The organism is Isosphaeraceae bacterium EP7 (genome assembly GCA_038400315.1).
GTDB lineage: Bacteria > Planctomycetota > Planctomycetia > Isosphaerales > Isosphaeraceae > EP7.
In genome coordinates this window covers 564,644-585,452 of the sequence record CP151667.1, presented here as the reverse complement: position 1 = coordinate 585,452, position 20,809 = coordinate 564,644, and the positions used below count along the sequence as shown (strand labels likewise).

The 20,809-nt window shown below is 68.5% G+C and carries 14 protein-coding genes; 9 read left to right on the top strand and 5 right to left on the bottom strand.

The window, feature by feature from the left end:
- Nucleotides 1-65: 65 nt before the first annotated feature.
- Entirely contained in the window at nucleotides 66-476 is a 411-nt protein-coding gene (locus tag EP7_RS02425; RefSeq protein ID WP_463525981.1) for a hypothetical protein, read from the bottom strand.
- A gap of 403 nt (nucleotides 477-879) precedes the next feature.
- Between EP7_RS02425 and EP7_RS02420 the strand changes: the two genes are divergently transcribed.
- The 4 genes from EP7_RS02420 (at nucleotide 880) to EP7_RS02405 (ending at nucleotide 7,412) form a co-directional block, all read left to right on the top strand.
- Nucleotides 880-2,487: a CARDB domain-containing protein gene (locus EP7_RS02420; RefSeq protein ID WP_463525980.1), complete on the top strand. Its 1,608-nt coding sequence runs from the start codon at nucleotides 880-882 to the stop codon at nucleotides 2,485-2,487.
- Between the two features lie 244 nt (nucleotides 2,488-2,731).
- A complete protein-coding gene (locus EP7_RS02415) occupies nucleotides 2,732-3,523 on the top strand; it encodes an alpha/beta hydrolase (protein WP_463525979.1) in 792 nt (263 codons plus the stop codon).
- 156 nt (nucleotides 3,524-3,679) lie between these two features.
- A complete protein-coding gene (locus tag EP7_RS02410) occupies nucleotides 3,680-4,942 on the top strand; it encodes a hypothetical protein (protein WP_463525978.1) in 1,263 nt (420 codons plus the stop codon).
- A gap of 91 nt (nucleotides 4,943-5,033) precedes the next feature.
- Nucleotides 5,034-7,412 carry a response regulator gene (locus tag EP7_RS02405; RefSeq protein ID WP_463525977.1) on the top strand — a complete coding sequence of 793 codons (2,379 nt, stop codon included), beginning with the start codon at nucleotides 5,034-5,036 and terminating at the stop codon, nucleotides 7,410-7,412.
- Nucleotides 7,413-7,433: 21 nt separating this feature from the next.
- Here EP7_RS02405 and EP7_RS02400 read toward each other — a convergent pair whose 3' ends face one another.
- A complete protein-coding gene (locus EP7_RS02400) occupies nucleotides 7,434-11,084 on the bottom strand; it encodes a PVC-type heme-binding CxxCH protein (RefSeq protein ID WP_463525976.1) in 3,651 nt (1,216 codons plus the stop codon).
- Between the two features lie 257 nt (nucleotides 11,085-11,341).
- Between EP7_RS02400 and EP7_RS02395 the strand changes: the two genes are divergently transcribed.
- From EP7_RS02395 to EP7_RS02375, 5 genes are all read left to right on the top strand, one after another.
- Nucleotides 11,342-12,505, top strand: coding sequence for a S1C family serine protease (locus tag EP7_RS02395; protein WP_463525975.1), 1,164 nt, complete (start codon nucleotides 11,342-11,344; stop codon nucleotides 12,503-12,505).
- A 226-nt stretch (nucleotides 12,506-12,731) separates the two neighbouring features.
- Nucleotides 12,732-13,688, top strand: a complete 957-nt coding sequence (locus EP7_RS02390; protein WP_463525974.1) for a YybH family protein — start codon at nucleotides 12,732-12,734, stop codon at nucleotides 13,686-13,688.
- A gap of 58 nt (nucleotides 13,689-13,746) precedes the next feature.
- Entirely contained in the window at nucleotides 13,747-15,555 is a 1,809-nt protein-coding gene (locus tag EP7_RS02385) for a tetratricopeptide repeat protein (RefSeq protein ID WP_463525973.1), read from the top strand.
- A gap of 218 nt (nucleotides 15,556-15,773) precedes the next feature.
- Nucleotides 15,774-17,318, top strand: coding sequence for an HD-GYP domain-containing protein (locus EP7_RS02380; RefSeq protein WP_463525972.1), 1,545 nt, complete (start codon nucleotides 15,774-15,776; stop codon nucleotides 17,316-17,318).
- A 135-nt stretch (nucleotides 17,319-17,453) separates the two neighbouring features.
- Entirely contained in the window at nucleotides 17,454-18,515 is a 1,062-nt protein-coding gene (locus EP7_RS02375; RefSeq protein ID WP_463525971.1) for a DUF2235 domain-containing protein, read from the top strand.
- 22 nt (nucleotides 18,516-18,537) lie between these two features.
- On the opposite strand, the gene EP7_RS02370 is transcribed toward EP7_RS02375, so the two are convergent.
- From EP7_RS02370 to EP7_RS02360, 3 genes are all read right to left on the bottom strand, one after another.
- Nucleotides 18,538-19,344 (bottom strand): ExeA family protein, encoded by an 807-nt coding sequence (locus tag EP7_RS02370; protein WP_463525970.1) that lies wholly within the window; start codon nucleotides 19,342-19,344, stop codon nucleotides 18,538-18,540.
- 74 nt (nucleotides 19,345-19,418) lie between these two features.
- The gene (locus EP7_RS02365; protein ID WP_463525969.1) at nucleotides 19,419-20,198 is read right to left on the bottom strand and encodes a CpsD/CapB family tyrosine-protein kinase; all 780 of its coding nucleotides are present in this window, start codon (nucleotides 20,196-20,198) and stop codon (nucleotides 19,419-19,421) included.
- On the bottom strand, nucleotides 20,185-20,736 hold the full coding sequence (locus tag EP7_RS02360) for a hypothetical protein (protein WP_463525968.1): 552 nt from the start codon (nucleotides 20,734-20,736) through the stop codon (nucleotides 20,185-20,187). The genes EP7_RS02365 and EP7_RS02360 overlap by 14 nt, the downstream gene beginning before the upstream one ends.
- Nucleotides 20,737-20,809: the final 73 nt, after the last annotated feature.

The following is a 20,809-nucleotide window of genomic DNA, read 5'->3' as shown; positions in this document are numbered from 1 at the left end:
GGAAGCCTGGGAGTTCCAAGCTTCCCAACATTCCTGGCGCAGGGGCAATTTTCCAACGCCTGACGTCAGGGATCGAACGGCGAGGGCCCGAAGCCCGGCGCGTAGGCACCGATGGGGGCGTGTGCGGGGATGGTGACGGGGTAGCCGGCCGGCGGGACGGCGTAGGTCGAGTAGATGGAAGAGCCCGGACCATACCCCTGTGTGGTGCCCGGACGCCAGAGGCCGACGCCGAACGGGCCGGGCAGGAAGCTCGTCGGGCGGTATCCGTAGCCGTAGCCTGCGCCATATGGGGAAGAGAACGACGAGTAGGTGCGAGGCACCTTGTAACTCGGCGACCCGTACGTGGTGGCGTAAAGCCCGGGAGCCGCATAGTAGATGCTTGCATGCGGCGGGCCGGCCGGGTCCTGAGCGCTGGCGTCGGCCGACATGACCGCGAGCAGGATCCCGAGGAGCGAGGCCCCGTGGGTGCGACTCATGATGCGGATCTCCTACTGGGCGGTGGTGCGGTAGGGATGCGAGGCCGTCGGATCTCGCCTCATCATCTCAACTTGAGCTTACATCATGGCGGCGGACCTGCCCGCCGGAGGGTCGCCCCGGACGGGAGGATTATGCGAGCCGAGCGAATTACGCTGGACTTGACGACCCGCGCGACCCGAGATAACTTCCCAGGCGAATCCAGGAAGGATTGCCCCGAGCTTTGACGACGGCCCATGTCGTTGTCGAACAGGTCACGATTCCGAGCACGGCCAAGTGCGCCCCCCCCGCAGGCCTAGTCGGCCGACGGAGGGACGTACCCCGAGTTCGAATCTCGGCCGTGGAGCCGGGGCGGAGCGAGCAGTCGCAGAGTCGGGCCGCCTTCTCAGGGAGGAGAAGACACCTATGTCATCTAGAGACCGTCGGGTGGCCGAGCGTCATCGGGCCTGGGGGCGGAAGCCGATCATCCTCCGTTTCGATGCCCTGGAGGGACGGCAGCTAATGGCGGCCGGAGTCGGGCGACCCGACCTGGTCGGCACGGCCTTCAGCACCCCGAATAACCTGGATTGGGACCAGGCGTTCCACGCGATCGGGACGATCACCAACCAGGGGGACTCGGCGACCACCACGCCGACCCTGGTGGCCGTCTACGCATCGAGCACCCCCAACGTGGGATCCACGGCGGTGTTGCTCGGGACGTTCACGATCGACACCAACCTCGAACCGGGCGCGTCGGCGTCGTACGACGAGGTCTTCCGGCTCCCCTCGACACCCGTCTCGGGGCTGACCGCCAACCAGCTGGTCTACGTCGGTAGCCAGATCGACCCGAACCACACCCTGCCCGAGACCTCGATCGCCAACAATCAGGCGATGGGCCAGGGGTTGGACCTCTCGTCGGTCTACATCACCCCGATCAAGCCCGCCGAGTTGATAGGAACCGCCTTCGGCGTCTCTCAGAGCCAGGTCGCCTGGGGCTCGACGATCAAGGTGACGGCCCAGGTCAAGAACACGCTGGCGGGTGATGCCCCGGCGACCCGTGCCCGCGTCGTGGCCACGCCCTCGGGCTCGGCCTTTGGCGGGGCCGGCGACATCACGCTCGGCAGCATCGCCATCCCGCCCGTACCATCGTATCAGACGGTCAACGTGGTGCAGGAAATCACCCTGCCCGCCACGATCCCGACCAGTGTCGGCGGCGCGACGACGTTCACCGTCACCCTGGTCGCTGATGCCGACTACCTGACCAACCCACTTGCCCCGCACGTCGCCACTCAAGGTCTGGGACTCGACCAGACCGTGATGACGATCTTCACCGCCGCTGACGCGACCTCGATCGCGGCCGCCGCAGCCGCTGCGGCGGCTGAAAAGCCCGACCTGGCCGTCGGAGCCGTCACGGCCCCCACGGGAAATGTCTTCTGGGGACAGAACTTCCAGGTAACTGCCAACTTACAAAATCTTGGCAAGGTCGACAGCGGGGCCTTCAAGGTCCGGTTCTACCTCATCGGGAACAACACCAGCAACGACAAGGGCATCTTCCTGGGTGATACCAGCGTCGATAATCTTCAGGGCGGCTATAGCAGGGACCTGACCCAGACGCTGCGGCTCCCGGGTCAACTCCCCGCGGGAATCACCCTGAGCAGCATTGGCGCCGGCCGGATCTGGGTCGTGGTCGACCCCGAGAACACGGTCGACGAGACCTTCCAGACGAACAACGGCAGTTCGTCGAGCCCGATCGTCCTGAGAGTCATGGGTACAGATGGCCGGAGCACGGTGCCGACGCCCGTCACCACGACGCCCGCCACCAGTGCCGCGAATGCCCGGACCACCGCCCAGATCGGCCGGGTGGCCGCCGCCAATCGGCGGGCCGCCCTGATCGCCCAGCGCAAGAGCACCCCCCTTCGTCGGCAGCCGGTCCCGGTCAAGTCGAACAACGGACTGTCGATCTTCCCCAAGGCAATTACCAGCTTCTTGAACAAGTTCAACCTGACCGGAAGTAGCAACGGCAACAAGAGCTAACGGTCGGGTTAATCTGAACGATCCAGGGGCTTTACCCAGTTCTATGGGTTTGGGCAAGAAATACTAGCCCCAAATCCAAATTATCTGGGGGATTTATTGAAGGCTGGCAATTTCCTGAGTATGCTTGGGGTGACCCAAATGAGCTCGAATCGAGGCGCGGAGGCGTCCGATCGAGCTTCGGGGTGGGGCGGACGGGGGCTTGGCCCGTCAGCCCTCTCGGACCCGTCTCCTGGAGCAGCCGCTGATGTTCAACGACCGGCGCGAGGCCCCATCGTATGATATATCGGCCGGGGCGGAGCCGTTGGTCGAGGCTCGTTTCGTTCCTCAACGATACGAGCCCAACTATCCGTATCCTCTCGTGGTCATGTTCCACCAGCGGGGCGGCGACGAGCAGCAGATGATGCGGTCGATGCCGGCGATGAGCTGGCGGAATTACGTCGGCGTCAGCCTGCGTGGACCCGAGACCATCCAGAAGCAGGGCCGAGTCATCGGTCATGGGTGGACCGAAGCGTTCGGCAAGTCGGGCAAGACACGCCGGTCGACTGTCCCCCACCTGACCGATGCCGAGTGGCTCGACCGCCGCCTGAGCGACCGGTCGCCCGATCCGGTCGACGCGTTGGAAGACGGCGTCTTCTCGGCGATTCGCCGGATTCGCCGGTCGGTCCACGTCCATTCCGAACGCATCTTCCTGATGGGGTGCGGCGAAGGGGCCGCGGTGGCCTACCGGCTGGGCCTGAGCTACCCGGATAAGTTTGCCGGGGTGGTCGCAATCAACGGCTGGCTCCCCTCGGGCCACGGCTTCCGTCCCTTGGGCCGCCTCAAGGCCTGTCGCTCGCTGCGCATCCTGGCTGTCCACGGCGAGTGGAACGGTCGGGTCCCTGTCGAGAAGGCGAGGCGTGACGTGGCGACCCTGCGTGCTGGGGGCCTGAAGGTTGCCTTCCAGTCCTATCCGTGCGCCCACCGGATGACCAGCCCGATGCTCTCCGACGTCGACACCTGGCTGATCAACCGCTGCACCGACCCGTTCGAGCTCTGAGCCCGTCTCGGCCCCGCGACGTCTCCGATTCTCGCCACACGCGTTCATCCTTGGCCTCACGATCTCGCCTTTGGGTGGGTTGATGGCGTAGGATAGCGAAGTTGTGAGTCGTACCGAGTTGCGCCGACATCTCGTCGGGGCCACGGGGACGCGGCGATGGTCGGAACGTTCGCCTGTCCGGATTGTGGGAGCGAGCTTCGCCTGGACGGCCTGGCCCCCGGCCTGCTCGTGCGCTGCACCGACTGCGGCACTCAGGCCGAGGTCCCTTTCATTCCCAGATTGCCCAGCCACCGATCCAGATCGGGTCGAAAGGCTCCCTGGTGGTCGGCCTGGGCCTGGGCCGCGTTGGCACTTTCGGCCGTGCTGATCGCGGTCTCTACCGCCGGCCGGATCAGCCAGGCGCGCGAGCGAGAGGCCAGGCAGATCCGCCTGGACGCCCTGACCGGCGAGGCCGACGCTAAGGATCGCGCGGGGATGCCAGGCCTGGCACTGGCCGAGATCGAGGCCGCCCTGAATCTGGCTCGCACGGACGACGGGGCTTCCGCCGACCAGATCCGGGCACTGACCCAGCGACGCGATGAGCTGGCCAGGCGCGAGATTCGCCTCCTGTTGGAGACGCCGCCGAGCACGAATGGGGACTACGGAGTCGGCATCTGGGAAGGCCTGGCGCTCCGGGCGACGCGAGACTCGGCCCTGGTTGCCCTCTCGGGCGAAGTACTCGCAAGACGAGACGAGGCGAAGGTTCGCTGGGCGAATGCCGAGTTGGCCGAGGCCAGGCGCGTTTCCGCGGAGGGCGACCCGACGCGGGCCCTCGCCCTGACCGACCACGCCATGCGTCTGGCGAATGGCCTCCACCGGTCCGATGCCGCCCCGCTCGAAGGGGCTTCGGAATCCCTGGTGCGTGGCCTGGTACGCGAATATGGTGTCGTGATCGAGCCGACTCGCGGCGATTACAGCCTGGGCACGTCGGTCGGCTATGACGCGATCCTGGCGGCCGACCTGGCTCGGTCCCTGACCGACCGCGGCTATCTGCCCAGGCCCTCTCCCAAGGCGCCAGGCGTACGATGGTCGGCGCTCTGGCCCGAAGTTGCACCCTACCGGGCCTCGATGCGGATCGTCGAGCGATACCTGGGCAACTATCTCCAGTCGCAAAACCGGATGAGCCGTGTTGCCGCCGAGTTGCGGCTGATGCGGGGCGGGGATCAGGCCTGGTTGGATCGAGTCGAAGCTCAGACGTCGGACACGCTGTCGGCGATGCCCGGCTACCTGGCCAGCCGGCTGGGCACGGCGAGGCAGAGCGCCTCGGACGAGCGAATCCTTTACGAGGACGCGCGCGAGCGGTTCGTCCGTGCGGTTCGACGCAAAATGACGAGTGTCCCCAGGGCCACGCCGGGGCCGATTCGCCGAGATCGCGATTGATCCCACGCGTCTCGCGAATTCATGTCCTATTTGAACATTAGAGCTGGGTGCATGGGGCGACCCGGCTAAGCCGCCCGCCCGGACGGGGAAGATGATCAAACCGACCAACGAGACGGGGCCGCTGACCCGGCGCTATGTGGTCGCATTGCTGATCGTCGCAGTGTTGACGACGATGGGCCAGGTCATGGTTCAGCTGAGCCTCTGGTGCGAGGGATCGGTCGCTCGGACGATCACGATCGCCGGTAGCCAGCGGACGCTCAGCCAGAAGATCGCCAAGGCGAGCCTGGCGAAACTCTCGACGACGAGCCCCGAACTACGGGCGAAGTTTGGCAGAGAGATCCGCAAGGCCATTCATGAATGGCGGCAGGGCCATCTGTCGCTTCGGCGGGGCAACGCGGATCTCGGCGTGCTGCCGCCCGACACCGCGACCTATCCTCGCGCCCTGAGACGCGGCGCCTCGCTGATTCGATCGACGCCCGAGTACCTCGAATTCGTCGGCCCCCAGATGGAACGCGTGATCCAGGCGGCCGAGGAGATCGAACGCGGTGCCCCTGCCGGCGACATGATGAAGGGCACGCTCGCCCGCCTGATGGAAAGCGAGGACGCTTACCTCAGGAACATGGAAGACATCGTGGACCAGTTCGACATCCAGGCGCGGGCCCGGGTCAATCAGAGCCGCTCCATCGAGTGGTTCGTGATGATCGCCGTGCTGGTGACCCTGGGCCTGGAGGCACTCTGGATCTTCCAGCCGGCGGTGCGCCAGGTAGCGCGGGCCATCGAGGCCCGCGACGAGGCGATGGAGACGCTGGCGCACAGCAATGACGACCTGTGCGACGCCCTGGCGCAGGCGGAGGCGGCGACCCGGGCCAAGGGTCAGTTCCTGGCCAACATGAGCCACGAGATCCGGACGCCGATGAACGGCGTGATCGGGATGACCGAGCTGGCGCTGGGGACCGACCTGTCGGCCAGGCAGCGAGATTTCCTGGAGACGGCCAGGGGGTCGGCCATCTCGCTGCTGACGGTGATCAATGACATCCTCGACTTCTCGAAGATCGAGGCGGGCAAGCTCGACCTGGATCCCGTGCCCATCGATCTGCCTGTCTGGGTGGATGAGGCGTTGCGGTCGCTGGCGCCCCGGGCCCATGCTCGTGGGCTGGAGCTGGCCTGCCAGGTCGCTGCCGACGTGCCCCGGCACGTCGTGGGCGACCCGAACCGGCTGAGGCAGGTGCTGGTTAACCTGGTCACCAACGCGATCAAGTTCACCGAGAAGGGCGAGGTGGTCGTCGGCCTGAGCCTGCGGGCCAAGCTCAATGGCGAGGCCATCATTGAGATCAGCGTGTCCGACAGCGGCGTGGGCATCGCGCCCGAGAAGATCTCGAGGATCTTCGAGCCGTTCGAGCAGGTCGACGGGTCGCTGACCCGGCGGCACGAGGGGGCGGGCCTGGGCCTGGCCATCGCGTCGAACCTGGTCCACCTCATGGGCGGGCGGATCGAGGTCGAGAGCGAGCCCGGCCGGGGGAGCCGCTTCCGGGCCGTCGTCGCGCTGGCCCTGGTCGATCCCTCGCAAACCTCGGGGGAGACCAGGATCCGGGCCAATCCTCCGGCCGGGAGTCCGGCGGCGGCGCTCGTCGGGCTGCGGGTCCTGATTGTCGACGACAACGCGACGAACCGGCGGATCTTGATGGAGTTGCTGGCGAGTTGGAACGCCAGGCCGCTGGCGGTGTCCTCGGCCGACGAGGCACTCGCGGCCCTGGGATGCGACGGTCGGGGGAGCAAGGCCGACGAGCCGTTCGCCCTGGTCCTGCTCGACGGCCAGATGCCCGTGATGGATGGCTACACCCTGGCCGCCTTGCTGCGTGACGACTCCCAGACTTCGGACGTACCGGTGATCATGCTCACCTCGGCCGGTCCCCCGGACAGGGCCGACCAAATGGCCCTGGGGCTGGCCGCCAGCCTCGACAAACCGGTCCTTGCCGACCGGCTCCTGGGGGCGATTGTCGAGGTCCTCGGCCGCTCGGCAGCCCCGTACGGCAGGCCAATGGCCTCGAGACCTCGGAGGCAGGCCACCGAATGCACGCCGGCCGGGCTCCCCGGATCGCTCCGGCTGCTCCTGGCCGAGGACAATCCGGTCAACCAGAAGGTTGCCTCGTACCTGCTGGAACGGCTGGGGCACCGCGTGACGATCGTCGGCGAGGGACAGTCTGCGTTGACCGCCCTTCGAGACGAGCGGTTCGACCTGGTGCTGATGGACCTGCAGATGCCGGTGATGGACGGATTCGCGGCGCTCACGGCCATCCGCGGCCGCGACCGACTCATGGGCGAGCACACGAGGGTCGTCGCGCTGACGGCCCACGCGATGAAGGGGGATGAAGAGCGCTGCCTCGACGCCGGGTTCGACGCGTACCTGAGCAAGCCGATCGATCGGGCCGAGCTCGTCCGCGTTCTGGCCGGCAAGGCCGCCGCGGGCTGAGCCCGGCCCGATCCGACCCGATCAGGGGGCGGCGGTCCGGGCGATCTCGGCGGAGAACTCGATCGGCTTCTTGGCCACGAACGTCGCGACGATGCCCGCCTTGGCCCCGCCCGTCAGCCGCAGGAGCAGGCCGGTGGGCTCGCTCGGCAGGGTGACGTTCGCCGACCGCGAGGGACCATCGCCCGAGGCGACCAGCGCCAGCTCCTTGCCGCCGAGCCAGGCCTTCACCTCTCCCGGGGCGTCGACGACCAGCCGTGCCTCCTGCGGCGAGGTCGAGGTGACCGGGGCGTAGAGATAGGCGACCTGCGATGCGTCGGCCAGCGACGACAGGTCGAAACGCCCCTCGGCGTCGGCCCCGAGCCGCCGCCAGGTGTGCTTGCCCTCGCGGCTGGAGACGTCGATGGGTGCCGCCGTGTCGAACGGCTCGTCGGGGGCCAGGGGTCCGACCGCGTAGAACTGGCCGACGATGCTGACAGGCTGCTTCAGGGTCATCAGGAACTCGATCAGATCGACGAACTCACCGTCGGACATCGTCGAGGCCAGCCCTTCGGGCATGAGCGAGACCTCGCTGACCTTGCGGTCGTCGATGTCGGCGGCGCTGAGGACCTCACGCCGGCCGTCGGAGGTCTTCAGGACGAGCCGGCCGTTGGCGTCTTCCACGGGCAGGCCGGTCAGGGTCCGGCCGTCGGCCATCCCGACGATCAGGCTGCGGAAGTTGTAGCCGATGGCGGCGCTGGGGTTGAGGATCGACCCGATCAGCTCGGCCTTGCCGTACTTCGTGCCGATGGTGGACAGGTCGGGCCCGACCCAGTTGCCCCGCCCCTGCGCCCGATGGCAGGTGGCGCAGGAGTTGGCCCCCTCGCGATGGAAGACCTTGCTGCCCCGGGCGGCGTCCCCTTCGCGGCGGACCAGCTCGAAGATGGGGGGGAGGGGATTCCCGCTGGCGGCCTTGGGCAGGGGGAGCACGCTGGGGGCTGCATCACGGACACGGCGGTCGGCGTGGGCGTTGACCAGGGCCGTCGCCTCGGTGACCAGCTCGGCGGGCAGGGTCTTCGCGCGGGCCATCGCCAGGATCTCTTGGCCGCCCTCGGGCTGCGACGAATAGACCCGAAGGGCCTCGCGACGGATGGCGAGGGGGTTGGCCGTCGAGCGGATCAGGTCCATCAGCGCGCGGCGAGCGTCCTCGACCACCATCGGGTAGACCCGCACGGCCGCCTCGGCCACCGCGGTCGATCGGTCGGGCCGCCGAGCGTCGCCGACCAGGTTGCGCAAGAGCTGCTGCGGCCCCGAGGGCTTCAGCTTGCCGATCCCCTCGACGGCCGCGACACGCAGCTCATCGGACTTGCTGAGGTCGACGGCGATCGCCTTGAGCGGATCGCCATAATTGGCGTCGCCGGTGGCGATGGCCAGCCGGATGGCTTCGACCGTGGGAATCGGCTCGTTGAGGGCCCGGGAGATCAGTCGGGTGACTTCGGGCGTGCCGCGGGCACCCCGCCAGGGGCCATCGAGGCGGCGTGCCAGCGTGTCCATCAACTGGCGTCTGCGAAGCGGATCGTTGGTCTGCGTCGCAAGATCGGCCACGGCCACCGCGGCGCGGTCTCCGGTAAGCTGGCCGAGCACGTCGTCCGCGGCTTGCTGCATCTCGGGAGATCGCAATGACGGCATGACGCGAACCAGCAGGGGGAGCGACTCGGGCCGGCGGAGCCTCCAGGACAGGCCAAGAGTCCGGCTAAGTGGCGAGGCCGCCGGCAGTTCGTCGCGGGTCCCCAGGTAGGCCTCGTTGCGGTCGACCGGGAAGTAAGGGGGGAGCGCCACGTCGGCGGCCCGGCCGGCGGTGGCCAGGTCGAGGGCGCCGTAGAGCGAGCCGTCGAAGAGGCTGGAGACGAACGCGGACTCGCGCTTCTGGAGTGCCAGGCCCAGGGCTTCCAGGTACCAGCGGTCGCGGCCGTCCCACGATCGGGCCAGGGTCTTCAGGGTGTCGCCGACCTTGTCCGTCGGCAGGTCGCGCAGGGCCAGGATCAACTCGAGCCTGACGCCCGCGTCGGGGTCGTCGGCCATCGGCTTCAGCGCGTCGAGGTGCACCTCTGCGGCCAGCGGGCGGGTGGGGCCGGCCTGCTCGACCTTGCCGTTGCGGCTGACGTCGCGGCCCAGCATCCGCACGGCCTGTTCGCGAATCCGGGGGTCGCCGTCCTTCAGGGCGGCCAGCGGCGCGGCGTCGCCCTCGATCTGGTGGATCGCCCAGAGGGCGCGGGCCCGGTGCACCGGCGAGTCGCCGGCGAAGAGGGCCTTCAGGGCGGGCAGGGCCTCCTTGCCGCGGGCAACCAGCGAGCGGCGGGCAGCGTCCTGCGAGGCGACCGCGGGCGACTTCAGGGCGGCGATCAGCCCGTCGATTCCGGCGAAATCGAGCGTCACGGCGGCGGGCTTGGAACCTTCGGGGACCACCCGATAGATCCGGCCGGTGGTCTGGTCCTGGAAGGCATGGCCGCCGACCCCTGCGTCGTACCAGTCGGCGACGAACACCGACCCGTCGGGCGCGGCGGCCATGTCCACGGGCCGGAACCAGGGGTCGTCGCTGGTGAGGAAGACCCCCGCGTCGGTCCTGAAGGTCGAGTCGCGGCGGGTCAGCGGGAATGAGTTGATCTGGCGGGTGCCGGCGTCGGCCTCCAGCAGGGCGCCGCGGAAGGGCGCCGGCATCAGGCTGCCTTCATAGATCATGATGCCGCAGGGGCTGCCGTTGCCGGTCCCGGCTAGCTTGGGCACGTTGCCCGGGACGTCCTCGCCCCAGTGCCTCGGGCTGCCGGGCGTCTTATAACCGTAAGCTCCCCCGTCCATGATCCAGCAGACGCGGCTGCCCCGGTTGCCGTCGTCGTCGTTGTCGCTGACGAAGACGTTGCCCGAGGCGTCGACGGTCGCCTCGTAGTCGTTCCTGAGCCGGTCGGCCAGGATCTCGAACTGGGTGCCGTCGCGGTTCACCCGCAAGGCGTTGCCCAGCTCGACTGAGGAGACGTGCCGACCTGACTTATCGTGGACGTCGAAGTTCTGGAGCTTCTCGGACTTGTCCGGCTGCACCGAGCAGCAGCCGTCGCCGTGGGTGAAGTAGAGCTTGCCGTCCATGCCCAGGGCCATGCCGTGCACGCCGTGGTCGGAGTCGACGCCGCCGAAGCCGGTGAGCAGGGCCTCTCGCTTGTCGGCCTTGTCGTCGCCGTCGTTGTCCTCGAAGACCATCAGGTTGGGGCTGTTGCCGACGTAGACCCGGGCGCCGAGATACTTGCCGTCGAGCCCGAATTTCTCCTCGACGGCGATGCCCATGGGGATCGGGAAGATCTTGTCGGCGAAGACGGTGACCTTGTCGGCCTTGCCGTCGCCGTCGGTGTCTTCGAGGATCTTGATGCGATCGGCGTCTTCGGCGTGCGAGAACCGCTTGTTGCCGCCGCGCGTGAGCCGATAGTTCAGGCCCTCGGTGACCCAGACCCTGCCGCGTGAGTCGACGTCCATGTTCGTCGGATTATGCACCATCGGCTCTGACGCCCAGAGCGTGGCCTCCAGCCCCTTGGCGGGCTTCAGCATCTTGGCGCTCTCGGCGGGCGAGACCTGGGCCGACGCGGCCGAGGCCCCCAGCGCAAACGCGAGCGCGGCGGCCGGCGCCAGGCGTGTCAGGACGCGGTGCGGCATGGCGACGACTCCTTCGGGGTCGAGACGGATGAGTGCGGGCGAGTGGAGCGAGGGCAGGGCGGGCCGTGCCCCTCGCACGGGGCGGCCTGGCGCACCCGCGAGGCCCGCGCCAAGGCCGCATTCTCACACGGACGATAGGTCGAGTCCAGCGCCCCGCACGCGCGGGATTGTAAGGCGTGCGACGCCCGGTGTATCACTTTTAGGAGAGCCCGCCCCGACGGGCATGCGGGCGGCAAGACACCCGGAGGATGGCGGCGATGGCGGCTGGTCGGACGATGGTGGGACATACCCTGACGGCCCTGGTGACGCTCGCCCTTGTGATGGCCTGGCTGGGCCACGAGCGGCCTGAACGGGCGGGAGCGCCGCAGGCGGCGATCCCCCTGCCTGCGCCGATGCAACTCCCCGCGGTCATCCCCGCTCCGCCGACGCCGCCGAGCGCCGAGGTCCTGGCCCTGCTCGATGCCGAGGAACGGGTGAACATTCATGTGTATGCGACGGTCAATCGTGCCGTGGTCAATATCACCACGGCGGCGTCGGCCGAAGGCCTGTTCGGCGACGAGACGTCGAGCGGGACGGGGTCGGGCTTCGTCATCGACACGTCGGGCCACATCCTGACGAATTCGCACGTCGTCGAGGGGGCGGAGAGCATCCAGGTCACGCTTTCCGACGGGTCGACCCAGGAGGCCGAGTTGGTGGGGCAGGACGCCTCCAACGACGTGGCGATCGTGCGGGTGAACGTCCCGGCCGAGCGGCTGAGCCCGGTCGCCCTCGGGGACTCGTCGTCGCTGCAGGTCGGCCAGAAGGTGCTGGCGTTGGGCAACCCGTTCGGGCTCGAGCGGACCTTGACGACGGGGATCATCAGCAGCCTCGACCGATCCCTGAAGGCGAAGAACGGGCGCACCATCCGGGGGATCATCCAGACCGACGCTGCAATCAACCCCGGCAACTCGGGGGGCCCGCTGCTGAACACGCGCGGGCAGGTCATCGGCATGAACACGGCGATCCTCAGCCAGGTCGGGCAGTCAGCGGGAATCGGGTTCGCGGTGCCGATCAACTCGATCTCGCGCATCCTGAAGCCCCTCATCGAACGCGGGCGGGTCATCCGCGCCGACCTGGGCCTGACGCGCGTGCTGCGCGAGCCGGGCGGCCTGCTCATCGTGGACCTTGCCGAGGGCGGGCCCGCCGCGCTGGCGGGTCTGCGGCCGATCGGCGTCAGGGTGACGCGCACCCGGTTCGGCCTGGTCCGGCAGCTCGACCGCGATGCGGCCGACCTGATCACGGCCATCGACGGCAAGCCGGTCCGCACCGTCGACGAGCTGCTGACCGAGGTCGAGGCCCACAGCCCGGGCGCCTCGGTGCGCGTGAGCGTGGTGCGCGACGGCCAGCCGACGGACGTCGAGGTCACGCTCGGCGAGTCGTGAGGCGGCAAATTGGCCTGGCGGGGACGTGGGCCGGATCGCGTACTAAATGCTAGGGAGAGCGCCGTCGACTCGGCCCAGACGAATGGGGCGTCGATCGGGCGGCGTTGCCGGGGCAGGTCCCTTGTCGCGGTTATTCCGACGCGCCAAACTACGTTCAAGAAGGGGCGACTCGACGAGGCAACGCCGGCCTCCGGTCATCTTCTTCACCCGACCCTGGACTGGCACCATGACCCGAACCTCGACACTGCTGCGTGTGCTGCTGCTCCCGCTGCCCTGCCTGGCACTTGGCCTCGCGCCCATGGCGAGGGCCCAGGCTCCCGAGGCGGGGGCAGTCAAGCCCGCGGAAGACCACCCCGAGGCCCGCGCCGCGATCAAGGCGCTCGACGAGGCATTCGTCAAGGCGTTCAACGCGGGCGACGCCAAGGCCGTGGCCGACACCTTCACCGAAGGGGCCCAGATCTTGGACGAGGATGGGCTCGTCACTTCAGGACGTCCCGCGATCCTCGACCGCTTCGCCGCCGGCTTCGAGGAGAGCCCGGGCGACACCATCACCCTGGAATCCAAGCCGATCAGCTTCCTGACCGACGAGCTAGCCCAGGAAGAGGGCATCGCCGTCATCAAGTCGGCCGAGGGCGGGGCAAAGCCCGAACGCATCGGCTACGTCGTCCTCTACGCCAAGGCCGACGGCGGCTGGAAGCACGCCCAGGTGCGCGACACCCCCGCGCCGGTCGACAACCATCACCAGCGGCTCGAAGAGCTCGCCTGGATGATCGGCGACTGGGTCAGCGAGAGCGAGGACGCCCTGGTCAGCACGCATGTCGCCTGGGCCGAGGGAGAGAATTTCCTGATCCGTTCCTTCTCCATCCAGGTCGGCGACAAGCCCGTCCTGAAGGGGACCGAGCGCATCGGCTGGGACCCCGCGGCCGAGCAGTTCCGCTCGTGGGTCTTCGACGAAGAAGGCGGATTCGGCGAGTCGACCTGGTCGTCCGACGGCCAGGGGACCTGGATCCAGAAGGCCAGCGGAGTCCGTGTCGACGGCGGCGTCGCGGGCGCCACGCGGTCCACGAAGATGCTGAGCAAGGACCGGGTTCAGGTCAGGGTTTCCGACCGGACGCTCGACGGCGAGGTCCTGGACGCCGAGACCGAATACGTGATGGTCCGCACCCCGCCGAAACCTCGCTGAGCCGGCCCGAGCAGCCCTCCGACCGAACACCCACGAACTCCACCACGGGGCGATGATCATGAGACGCGACTACTTCAGGCGGGCGGCGGTCATCGCGACGCTGCTGGCCTTCACGATCGATGCCTCGCCCGTCCTGGCCCGAGGCGGGCGAGGGGGCGGCGGAGGGGGTGGTTTCCGCGGCGGTGGCTTCTCGGGGGGCGGAGGAGGTTATCGCGGCGGCGGCTTCTCGGGGGGGGGAGGAGGATACCGCGGTGGCGGCTTCTCAGGAGGCGGATACCACCCCTCGGGCGGGTTCTCGCACTCCCCGTCTTTCAACTCACCGAGATCGATCAGCGGCGGCAACAACTTCCGGCCCACGAATAGCGGGAACTCGTTCAACCGCCAGAACATCGGCGGTAACCGGACAAACATCGGCGGCGGCATTACCGGGACGAATCTCGGCGGCAACACCCGGGCAAACATCGGCAGCGGCAACACCCGGACGAACATCGGCGGCGGCGGCGGCAACACCCGGACGAACGTCGGTGTCAACAACCGGCCGGTCACAATCAATAACAGCAACAATTTCAATCGGAACACCAACGTCAGCGGCAATCGCGCGGGCAATGTCAATCGCATTGGCGGGCCTGGCTATCGTCCCGGATACCCCGGCTATCGTCCGGGCGGACCCGGGTATCGTCCGGGCGGACCCGGGTATGGGTACGGCAACATCGGCAGATGGGGCTACCCTGGCGGCGCCTACGGCGGATACCACAACAACTGGTACAACGGCTACTGGCGCGGCAACAACTGGGGTTACGGCCTCGGCGGATTCGGCGTGGGGTTGGCCACCGGCGGCCTGCTCGCCTGGGGGCTGGGCAGCCCCTACTACTCGTGGGGCTATTCCAGCTATGCGAACCCCTACGTCGTGACGGCGCCGACCGTCGTGGTGCAGCAGCCGCTGGATCAGAATGTCCAGCCGATCAGCTCCTTCGACTACAGCCAGCCGATCGACGCCAGCGGCCCGCCGCCCGACTCGACCGTCAGCGACCCGAGCTTGCAGACGTTCGACGCCGCCCGGCAGTCGTTCTACGATGGGGATTATTCCCAGGCCCTGGCCCAGACCGACCAGGCCCTGGCCAAGATGCCCAACGACCCGACCATGCACGAGTTCCGCGCCCTGGTCCTCTTCGCCCTGGGCCAGTATGAGCAGGCGGCAAGCACCCTCTACGCCGTCCTGGCCGTGGGGCCCGGCTGGGACTGGACGACGTTGATCGGCCTCTATCCCGACGTCGACGTCTACACCAAGCAGCTCAGGGCCCTTGAGGCCGTCACCAAGCAGGATGCCTCCTCGGCCTCGCCCCGGTTCGTCCTGGCCTACCACTACCTTGTCGCCGGCTTCAAGGACGCGGCGATCGACCAGTACAAGGCGGTCGTCGCGCTCAAGCCTACGGACCAGCTCTCGGCTTCGCTCCTGAAGCAGTTGCAGGCCGCAGTCGCCGCACCCGCGACCACCGACGCCGGCCAGCCTCAGGCGGATCAACCCACTCAAACTCAGGCGATCGCCGAGCAGCCCACGACGCCCGCGTTCGTCCCCAAGAACGCCAACCTCGCGGGCACCTGGAAGGCCAGCCCCGCGCAGGGGGTGACGATCACACTGACGGTGAAAGACGGCAACCGGTTCGAGTGGGATGTCGCCTCCGGTCAGGGCTCCCCTCACAAGATCGAGGGGGAGTCCGGGTTCTCCGACAACTTGCTGACCCTGGCCCAGGACAAGGACGGCGGGGTGATGGTGGGCAGGATCACCTGGCTGGCCGAGGACAAGATGAACTTCAAGATCGTCAACGGAGGCGCCGGCGACCCCGGCCTGACCTTCACCCGCGGTTAATCATGACGCCCCCGGACACCGACGCGGCGAGGCGTGCCGACGCCTCGCCGCGTCTTTGCGCACCGACCTGAGGCGTGGAATTCCGGGGCCCGACCGGATCTCTGGCCCATCCTCCGTAGCGCCTTGCACGGTCGCAATCTGTGTCCTAGGGTTGTCGAAAAGGTGCCGCGGCTGCCGGCTTCGCGCCTCAGGATGGGTTGCGTGGGAGGGCTTCATTGATGGACACCACGGCAGAACCCAGGTACTCCAGCCCGCCACGGACCGCGGGCGACCCCCTGCAAGCTCTGGCCTCGCGGCTCTCGCGAGAGTTGCACGCGCCGCTCGGGATCCTCGACCCCAACGCGCCTGCGCCAGCTTGGTTGGCCCGGGCGGGCTCGCCCGATTGCGAGCTGCCTCCGGCCGCCGAGCTGGCGGCCCGAGGAGCCACGGCCCGCGCGACCCTCTGGCTCAGGCCCGGCGAGGTGGGCCCGGTCTGGCTGGGCCTGCCGGTGCAGGCCGCGCTAAAGGAGACACCGCAGGGCCACCTGATCGCCTGGGCCGGCTTCATGCCCGCCGGCGCAGCCCCTGACGACTGGCCCGGTTGGGGCCCGTCGTGCCCCGAGCCGGCCCTGAGGGCCTGGGGCCAGTCGATCGCCTCGGCCCTGCAAAAGGTGTCCGAGAGCCGCGAAATCGCGGCAACGCCCCGCAAGCCCAGGGCGAGCCGAATTCCCACGGCCCGCCTGATCGGACGACTTCGGGTCAGCGACGCCCCCGCGACCTTCCAGAGTCTGGCCGTCGCCGCGGCCCGGGTCGGCCTGGGGGTTGACGCCGCGGCCTGGGTCCCCGCCTCGGCCTTCGAGCCCGTCATCGTTGCCGGCATGGTCGAGGGGCTCGACTCTCGGACCTGGAGGGGCCTGGCCGCCGACGCCTCGGGCCTGCCCGATGGGGCGCACTCCCGGGTCTACGACGACTCGGGCCACCCGCCCTGGCAGGTCTCGGTCGTGGCCGACGCCGACGAGTCCCCCTCCGGCTGGGTCGTCTCCGTCTCCGAGGGGGCTGACGTGGCGCTGGACGCGGCCGAGCTGGACCTGATCCGGCCGGTGGCCTCGCTGATCGCCGCCCAGCGCAGCAACAGCCGGACGTTCGCCGACTTGAAGGACCTTCTCTTCGGGGTCATCCGCGCCCTGACCGCCGCCATCGACGCCAAGGATCAGTACACCTTCGGCCATTCCGAGCGCGTCGCACGGATCGCCGTACGCCTCGGCGAGGAGCTGAAGATGAGCACCCGCCGCCGGGGCGACCTCTACCTGGCGGGCCTGCTGCACGACGTCGGCAAGATCGGCGTCGACGACAACGTCCTGAAGAAGACCGGACCGCTGACACCGGACGAATTCCGCGTGATCCAGTCTCATGTGGTCATCGGCGTGCGCATCCTGGGCGACCTGAAGACCCTGGGCCATCTGCTGCCCGGCGTGGCGGGACACCACGAGAGCCTGGACGGGTCGGGCTACCCCGCCGGCCTGAGAGGCGACCAGATCCCGCTGGAGGCCCGGATCCTGGCCGTGGCCGACACCTTCGACGCCATGTCGAGCGACCGGCCCTATCGCCACCGCCTGAACACCCGACAGATCGACGAGGTCTTCCGCAAGGGCTCGGGTAAGCAGTGGGACCCTCGAATCGTCGACGCCCTCTTCGCCTGCCGGGCCGACGTCGAGGCCATCCGCCAGAAGGGGCTCGGAGAGAGCCTCCAGGCCGCCGTCAGCGACACGATCGGCCGCAAGTAATACATTCCCGAACAATGCATATTTTTTGCATGAACGCGCGCAACTTGCATCGTCGCGATCGGCCCGCTATAAGTGTCCGGTGCCGCGTCATCCTTGACCGACGCGGGGCGAGGGCGGCCGGGGTGTTCAGGTACCATGAAGCGTATCGTGATCTGCTACGACGGGACGTGGAACAAACAGACGTCCACGGACCCGACCAACGTCTTGCGATTCCACGATTCCGTCCACCCGAGCACGGAGGGCGGGAACGGCCCGGACCAGCTCCGCCTGTATGTCCCGGGTGTGGGGACCGAGTGGTATGACAAGTGGCTTGGCGGGCTGCTCGGCTACGGGCTGGGTGCGAACATCGTCAAGGGATATCAATTCCTCGTCGAGAACTACGAGGACGGCGACGAGATTTACATCCTCGGCTTCAGCCGGGGCGCCTATACGGCGCGGAGCCTCGTCGGCCTGATCCGCAACTGCCACCTGCCGCATCAGCGGCACGGATGGATCATTTCCAACATCGCCTATTACATCTATCGGGTGCGATGGGGTGGTGCGGACACCTTCATGGCCAGGCGATTCCGGAAGCGATACTCGCGCGAGGTCCCCATCAAATTCCTGGGGGTCTGGGACACGGTCGGCGCCCTCGGGATCCCGTTAACCTGCTTTAACTTCCTGAATTACTGGTTCTTCAGATTCCACGACACCAAGCTCAGCTCCATCGTCGAGAGTGCCTACCAGGCCGTCGCCCTCGACGAGCATCGGAAGCAATTCGCCGCCTCGCTCTGGTCGCTCAAGGACGGAGAGGAGCCCGACCACCGGCAATCGATCGAGCAGCGCTGGTTTGTTGGTGGCCATAGCGACGTCGGGGGGGGCAACGAAACCCCCGAGTTCTCCGATCTAACCCTTCGGTGGATGCAGGACAAGGCCGCGGCGCGAGGGCTCGAACTCACGCCCGTGGAGGTGAAACCCGCCGACTTCGAGGCGAAGTTCCCGGACTCCTATGCCCGATTCCCCAATGTCCCGGTGCTGGGCCCCATCTATCGCAGGTTCAGCTCGAGGCATTCCAGGCCGGTCAGCACGTCGAAACTCGACGTCGAGTGCCTGGATCCCTCCATCGAGGGGCGACGCCTGGCGAATCGAAGCTACACCCCGACGAATAAGGTCCTGCCCGACCTCGTTGAGCAGCAGTTGGAAGCCTCGACCCTTTGACGATCCATCGGGGCCGGGGCCCTCAGATGGCCAGCGGCATCATCGGCTCGAGTTCGAGGGCGGCGGCCTCGACGCAGGCGGCATCGGGGGCGGCGAGGCCTTCGGCATAGGCGATGAGCAGGGCCATGTCAGCCATCAAGTTGAGCCGCCGGGGGAGTCCGTCGGCGGCAATCCAGAGGGCCCGGGTCGCCTCGACATCGAAGAGAGAGACCTCGGATCCCGCGGCCCGCAGGCGGCCGGCGAGATACGACCTAGCCTCGGACTCGCAGAGCGGGCCGAGCAGGGCTCTCGCCGTGAGGCGGTCGGCCAGCCCAGGCGGGAGCCGATCCAGCACGTCGGCGGTGCCGACCAGGACGAGGGCCAGGTCGGGCGGCCCCAGGGTGGCGAAGTTCAGCAGCAGTCGCAGCGACTCGAACGCGGCCGGATCTTCGATCAATTGGGCCTCGTCAACGACCAGCAGGGGGCGATCACCCCGGCTGGCGGCGGCCTCCAAGTGCGAACGCAGACGCCTGAGCGAGGCCGCCGGCGCGGCCGGCCCGTGGGCGAAGCCGGTCAGCTCGTCGGCCAGCGTCGACAGCCAGTCGGCCGCGGGAAGGGCGGGGAAGACGACGTGCGCGGCGGGCCAGCCAAGGGCGACCGCGAGCCGACGGGCCACGGCGGTCTTGCCCGATCCCGGGGGCCCGAACAGCAGGACCGGCCCCTGAGCGTGCTCCAGGCCGTAGCGCAGCCGGCGCAGGACCGCGTCTCGACTGGGAAGCGAAACCCAGGCATCGGGGCCTTGTTTCTCGCCGAACGGGCGTCCGGAAAGGCCGAAATGCGACTCGTACACGGGCCGCCCGCCTCCTCTGGCCTCGCATCCTCAAGCCGGCCCGATCCGTCGGGCCTGCATCCAGCCGCCCGGAATCAGACGAACGTCTCGGCCATCCCCAGCAGGGGAATGCCGCCGGCGTCGAGCACCTCGCGGGCCCTGAGCAGGGCACGCTCGCCGGTCAGGGTCCGGTTGCGCACCAGGATGGCCGCGTCGACCGAGCTATGCAGCACCGCGGCGCTCAGCCCTGCGAACAGCGGGCTGCCGTCGAGCAGGACCAGGTCATACTCGCGTCGCAGCCGGGCCATCGTGCATGACCAGCCGGCGCTGGCGAGGAACTCGCGAGGACGGGCCACCGCCGCCCGGAGCGGGAGAACCGACAGGTTGTCGTCGGGCGCCTCGACCACCGCCTCGGCCAGCGCGATGCCCGAGTCGACCAGGTCATCCAGGCCATACTCGGGCCGCAGGCCAAGCTGACGGGCCAGCATCGGGCCGGTCAGGTCGGCGTCGACCAGCAAGGTCCGCCCGGGCCGGCGGGCCAGGGCCCTCGCCACGGCCAGGACCAGCGAAGTCCGCCCCTCGGCGCGATGGCAGCTCGTGAAGAGCAGGACCTTCAGCCGCCTCTGGTCGCGCACCTCGATCAGGGCGTCCGCCAGCTCCTCGAACCGGTCGCCGTGCTCGCGTTCCAGGATGCGGACCGTCTCGGGCCACTGGAGCCCGATCGTCGCGTCGATCGCGCCATCCCGATCCGGCCGGACCGGGCGAGCGGGTTCGACCGGGAAGTGGGGCGTGGGGAGGGCGTTGTTCGGTCCGGGCTGGGCGGGCGTACCCCGTCGCCCGTAGGCACGGGCCAGGGCCTGATCAATATCCCGCATGGGGGACCTCCTCCGCCGAGTTGCCATCGACCGGGAGCAGATAGCCGGGCATCTGCACCGACTCGTGTGGGCCGATCGTCGCGGCGGGGGACGTGTCATCCTGGTCACGGACCTCGACGGACCGGCCGGCTACCGCGTCGGGCCCGTCTGACACCGGCTCGAGCGAGAGGAGCACCACCGGCATCGCGGCGGGTGGCCCTTTCGCATCGGCCTCGACCGAGCCGGAGGGCCTCGTCAAGTCGACCCGACTGCCGACGGCGCCGGCCAGGATCCAGGTGATCGGCAGGCACGTCAGCAGCCCGATTCCCACCGCGCGGACCTCGCGTCGCAACCGTCTTCGGCGGCGTCGAACAGGCATCGCGCCATGGGAGATCGTCCCGACGACCTCGATCCTGGGCACCCGAATCAGGACGGGCACGGCCGCGTGCTGCTCGTCGCGTCGGGAACCGACGTTCGAGACGGGCAGGTCGGAGAGGGCGGCCCGCTGCCGAGGGGCTGGCCGCGTCTGCAAGCAATGGAGGCCGGATTCGCGGCTCATCGAAGGCCTCCTTCGCCCGGATCGCGCCAGGTCGATTCCGTTGGACTCTGAATCGTGTGAAATGCCCGTGATC

Bases quoted from the DNA above. Each gene is read 5' to 3' on its own strand.
- EP7_RS02425 (WP_463525981.1), bottom strand. From the start codon at position 476: ATGAGTCGCACCCACGGGGCCTCGCTCCTCGGGATCCTGCTCGCGGTC.
- EP7_RS02420 (WP_463525980.1), top strand. From the start codon at position 880: ATGTCATCTAGAGACCGTCGGGTGGCCGAGCGTCATCGGGCCTGGGGG.
- EP7_RS02415 (WP_463525979.1), top strand. From the start codon at position 2,732: ATGTTCAACGACCGGCGCGAGGCCCCATCGTATGATATATCGGCCGGG.
- EP7_RS02410 (WP_463525978.1), top strand. From the start codon at position 3,680: ATGGTCGGAACGTTCGCCTGTCCGGATTGTGGGAGCGAGCTTCGCCTG.
- EP7_RS02405 (WP_463525977.1), top strand. From the start codon at position 5,034: ATGATCAAACCGACCAACGAGACGGGGCCGCTGACCCGGCGCTATGTG.
- EP7_RS02400 (WP_463525976.1), bottom strand. From the start codon at position 11,084: ATGCCGCACCGCGTCCTGACACGCCTGGCGCCGGCCGCCGCGCTCGCG.
- EP7_RS02395 (WP_463525975.1), top strand. From the start codon at position 11,342: ATGGCGGCTGGTCGGACGATGGTGGGACATACCCTGACGGCCCTGGTG.
- EP7_RS02390 (WP_463525974.1), top strand. From the start codon at position 12,732: ATGACCCGAACCTCGACACTGCTGCGTGTGCTGCTGCTCCCGCTGCCC.
- EP7_RS02385 (WP_463525973.1), top strand. From the start codon at position 13,747: ATGAGACGCGACTACTTCAGGCGGGCGGCGGTCATCGCGACGCTGCTG.
- EP7_RS02380 (WP_463525972.1), top strand. From the start codon at position 15,774: ATGGACACCACGGCAGAACCCAGGTACTCCAGCCCGCCACGGACCGCG.
- EP7_RS02375 (WP_463525971.1), top strand. From the start codon at position 17,454: ATGAAGCGTATCGTGATCTGCTACGACGGGACGTGGAACAAACAGACG.
- EP7_RS02365 (WP_463525969.1), bottom strand. From the start codon at position 20,198: ATGCGGGATATTGATCAGGCCCTGGCCCGTGCCTACGGGCGACGGGGT.
- EP7_RS02360 (WP_463525968.1), bottom strand. From the start codon at position 20,736: ATGAGCCGCGAATCCGGCCTCCATTGCTTGCAGACGCGGCCAGCCCCT.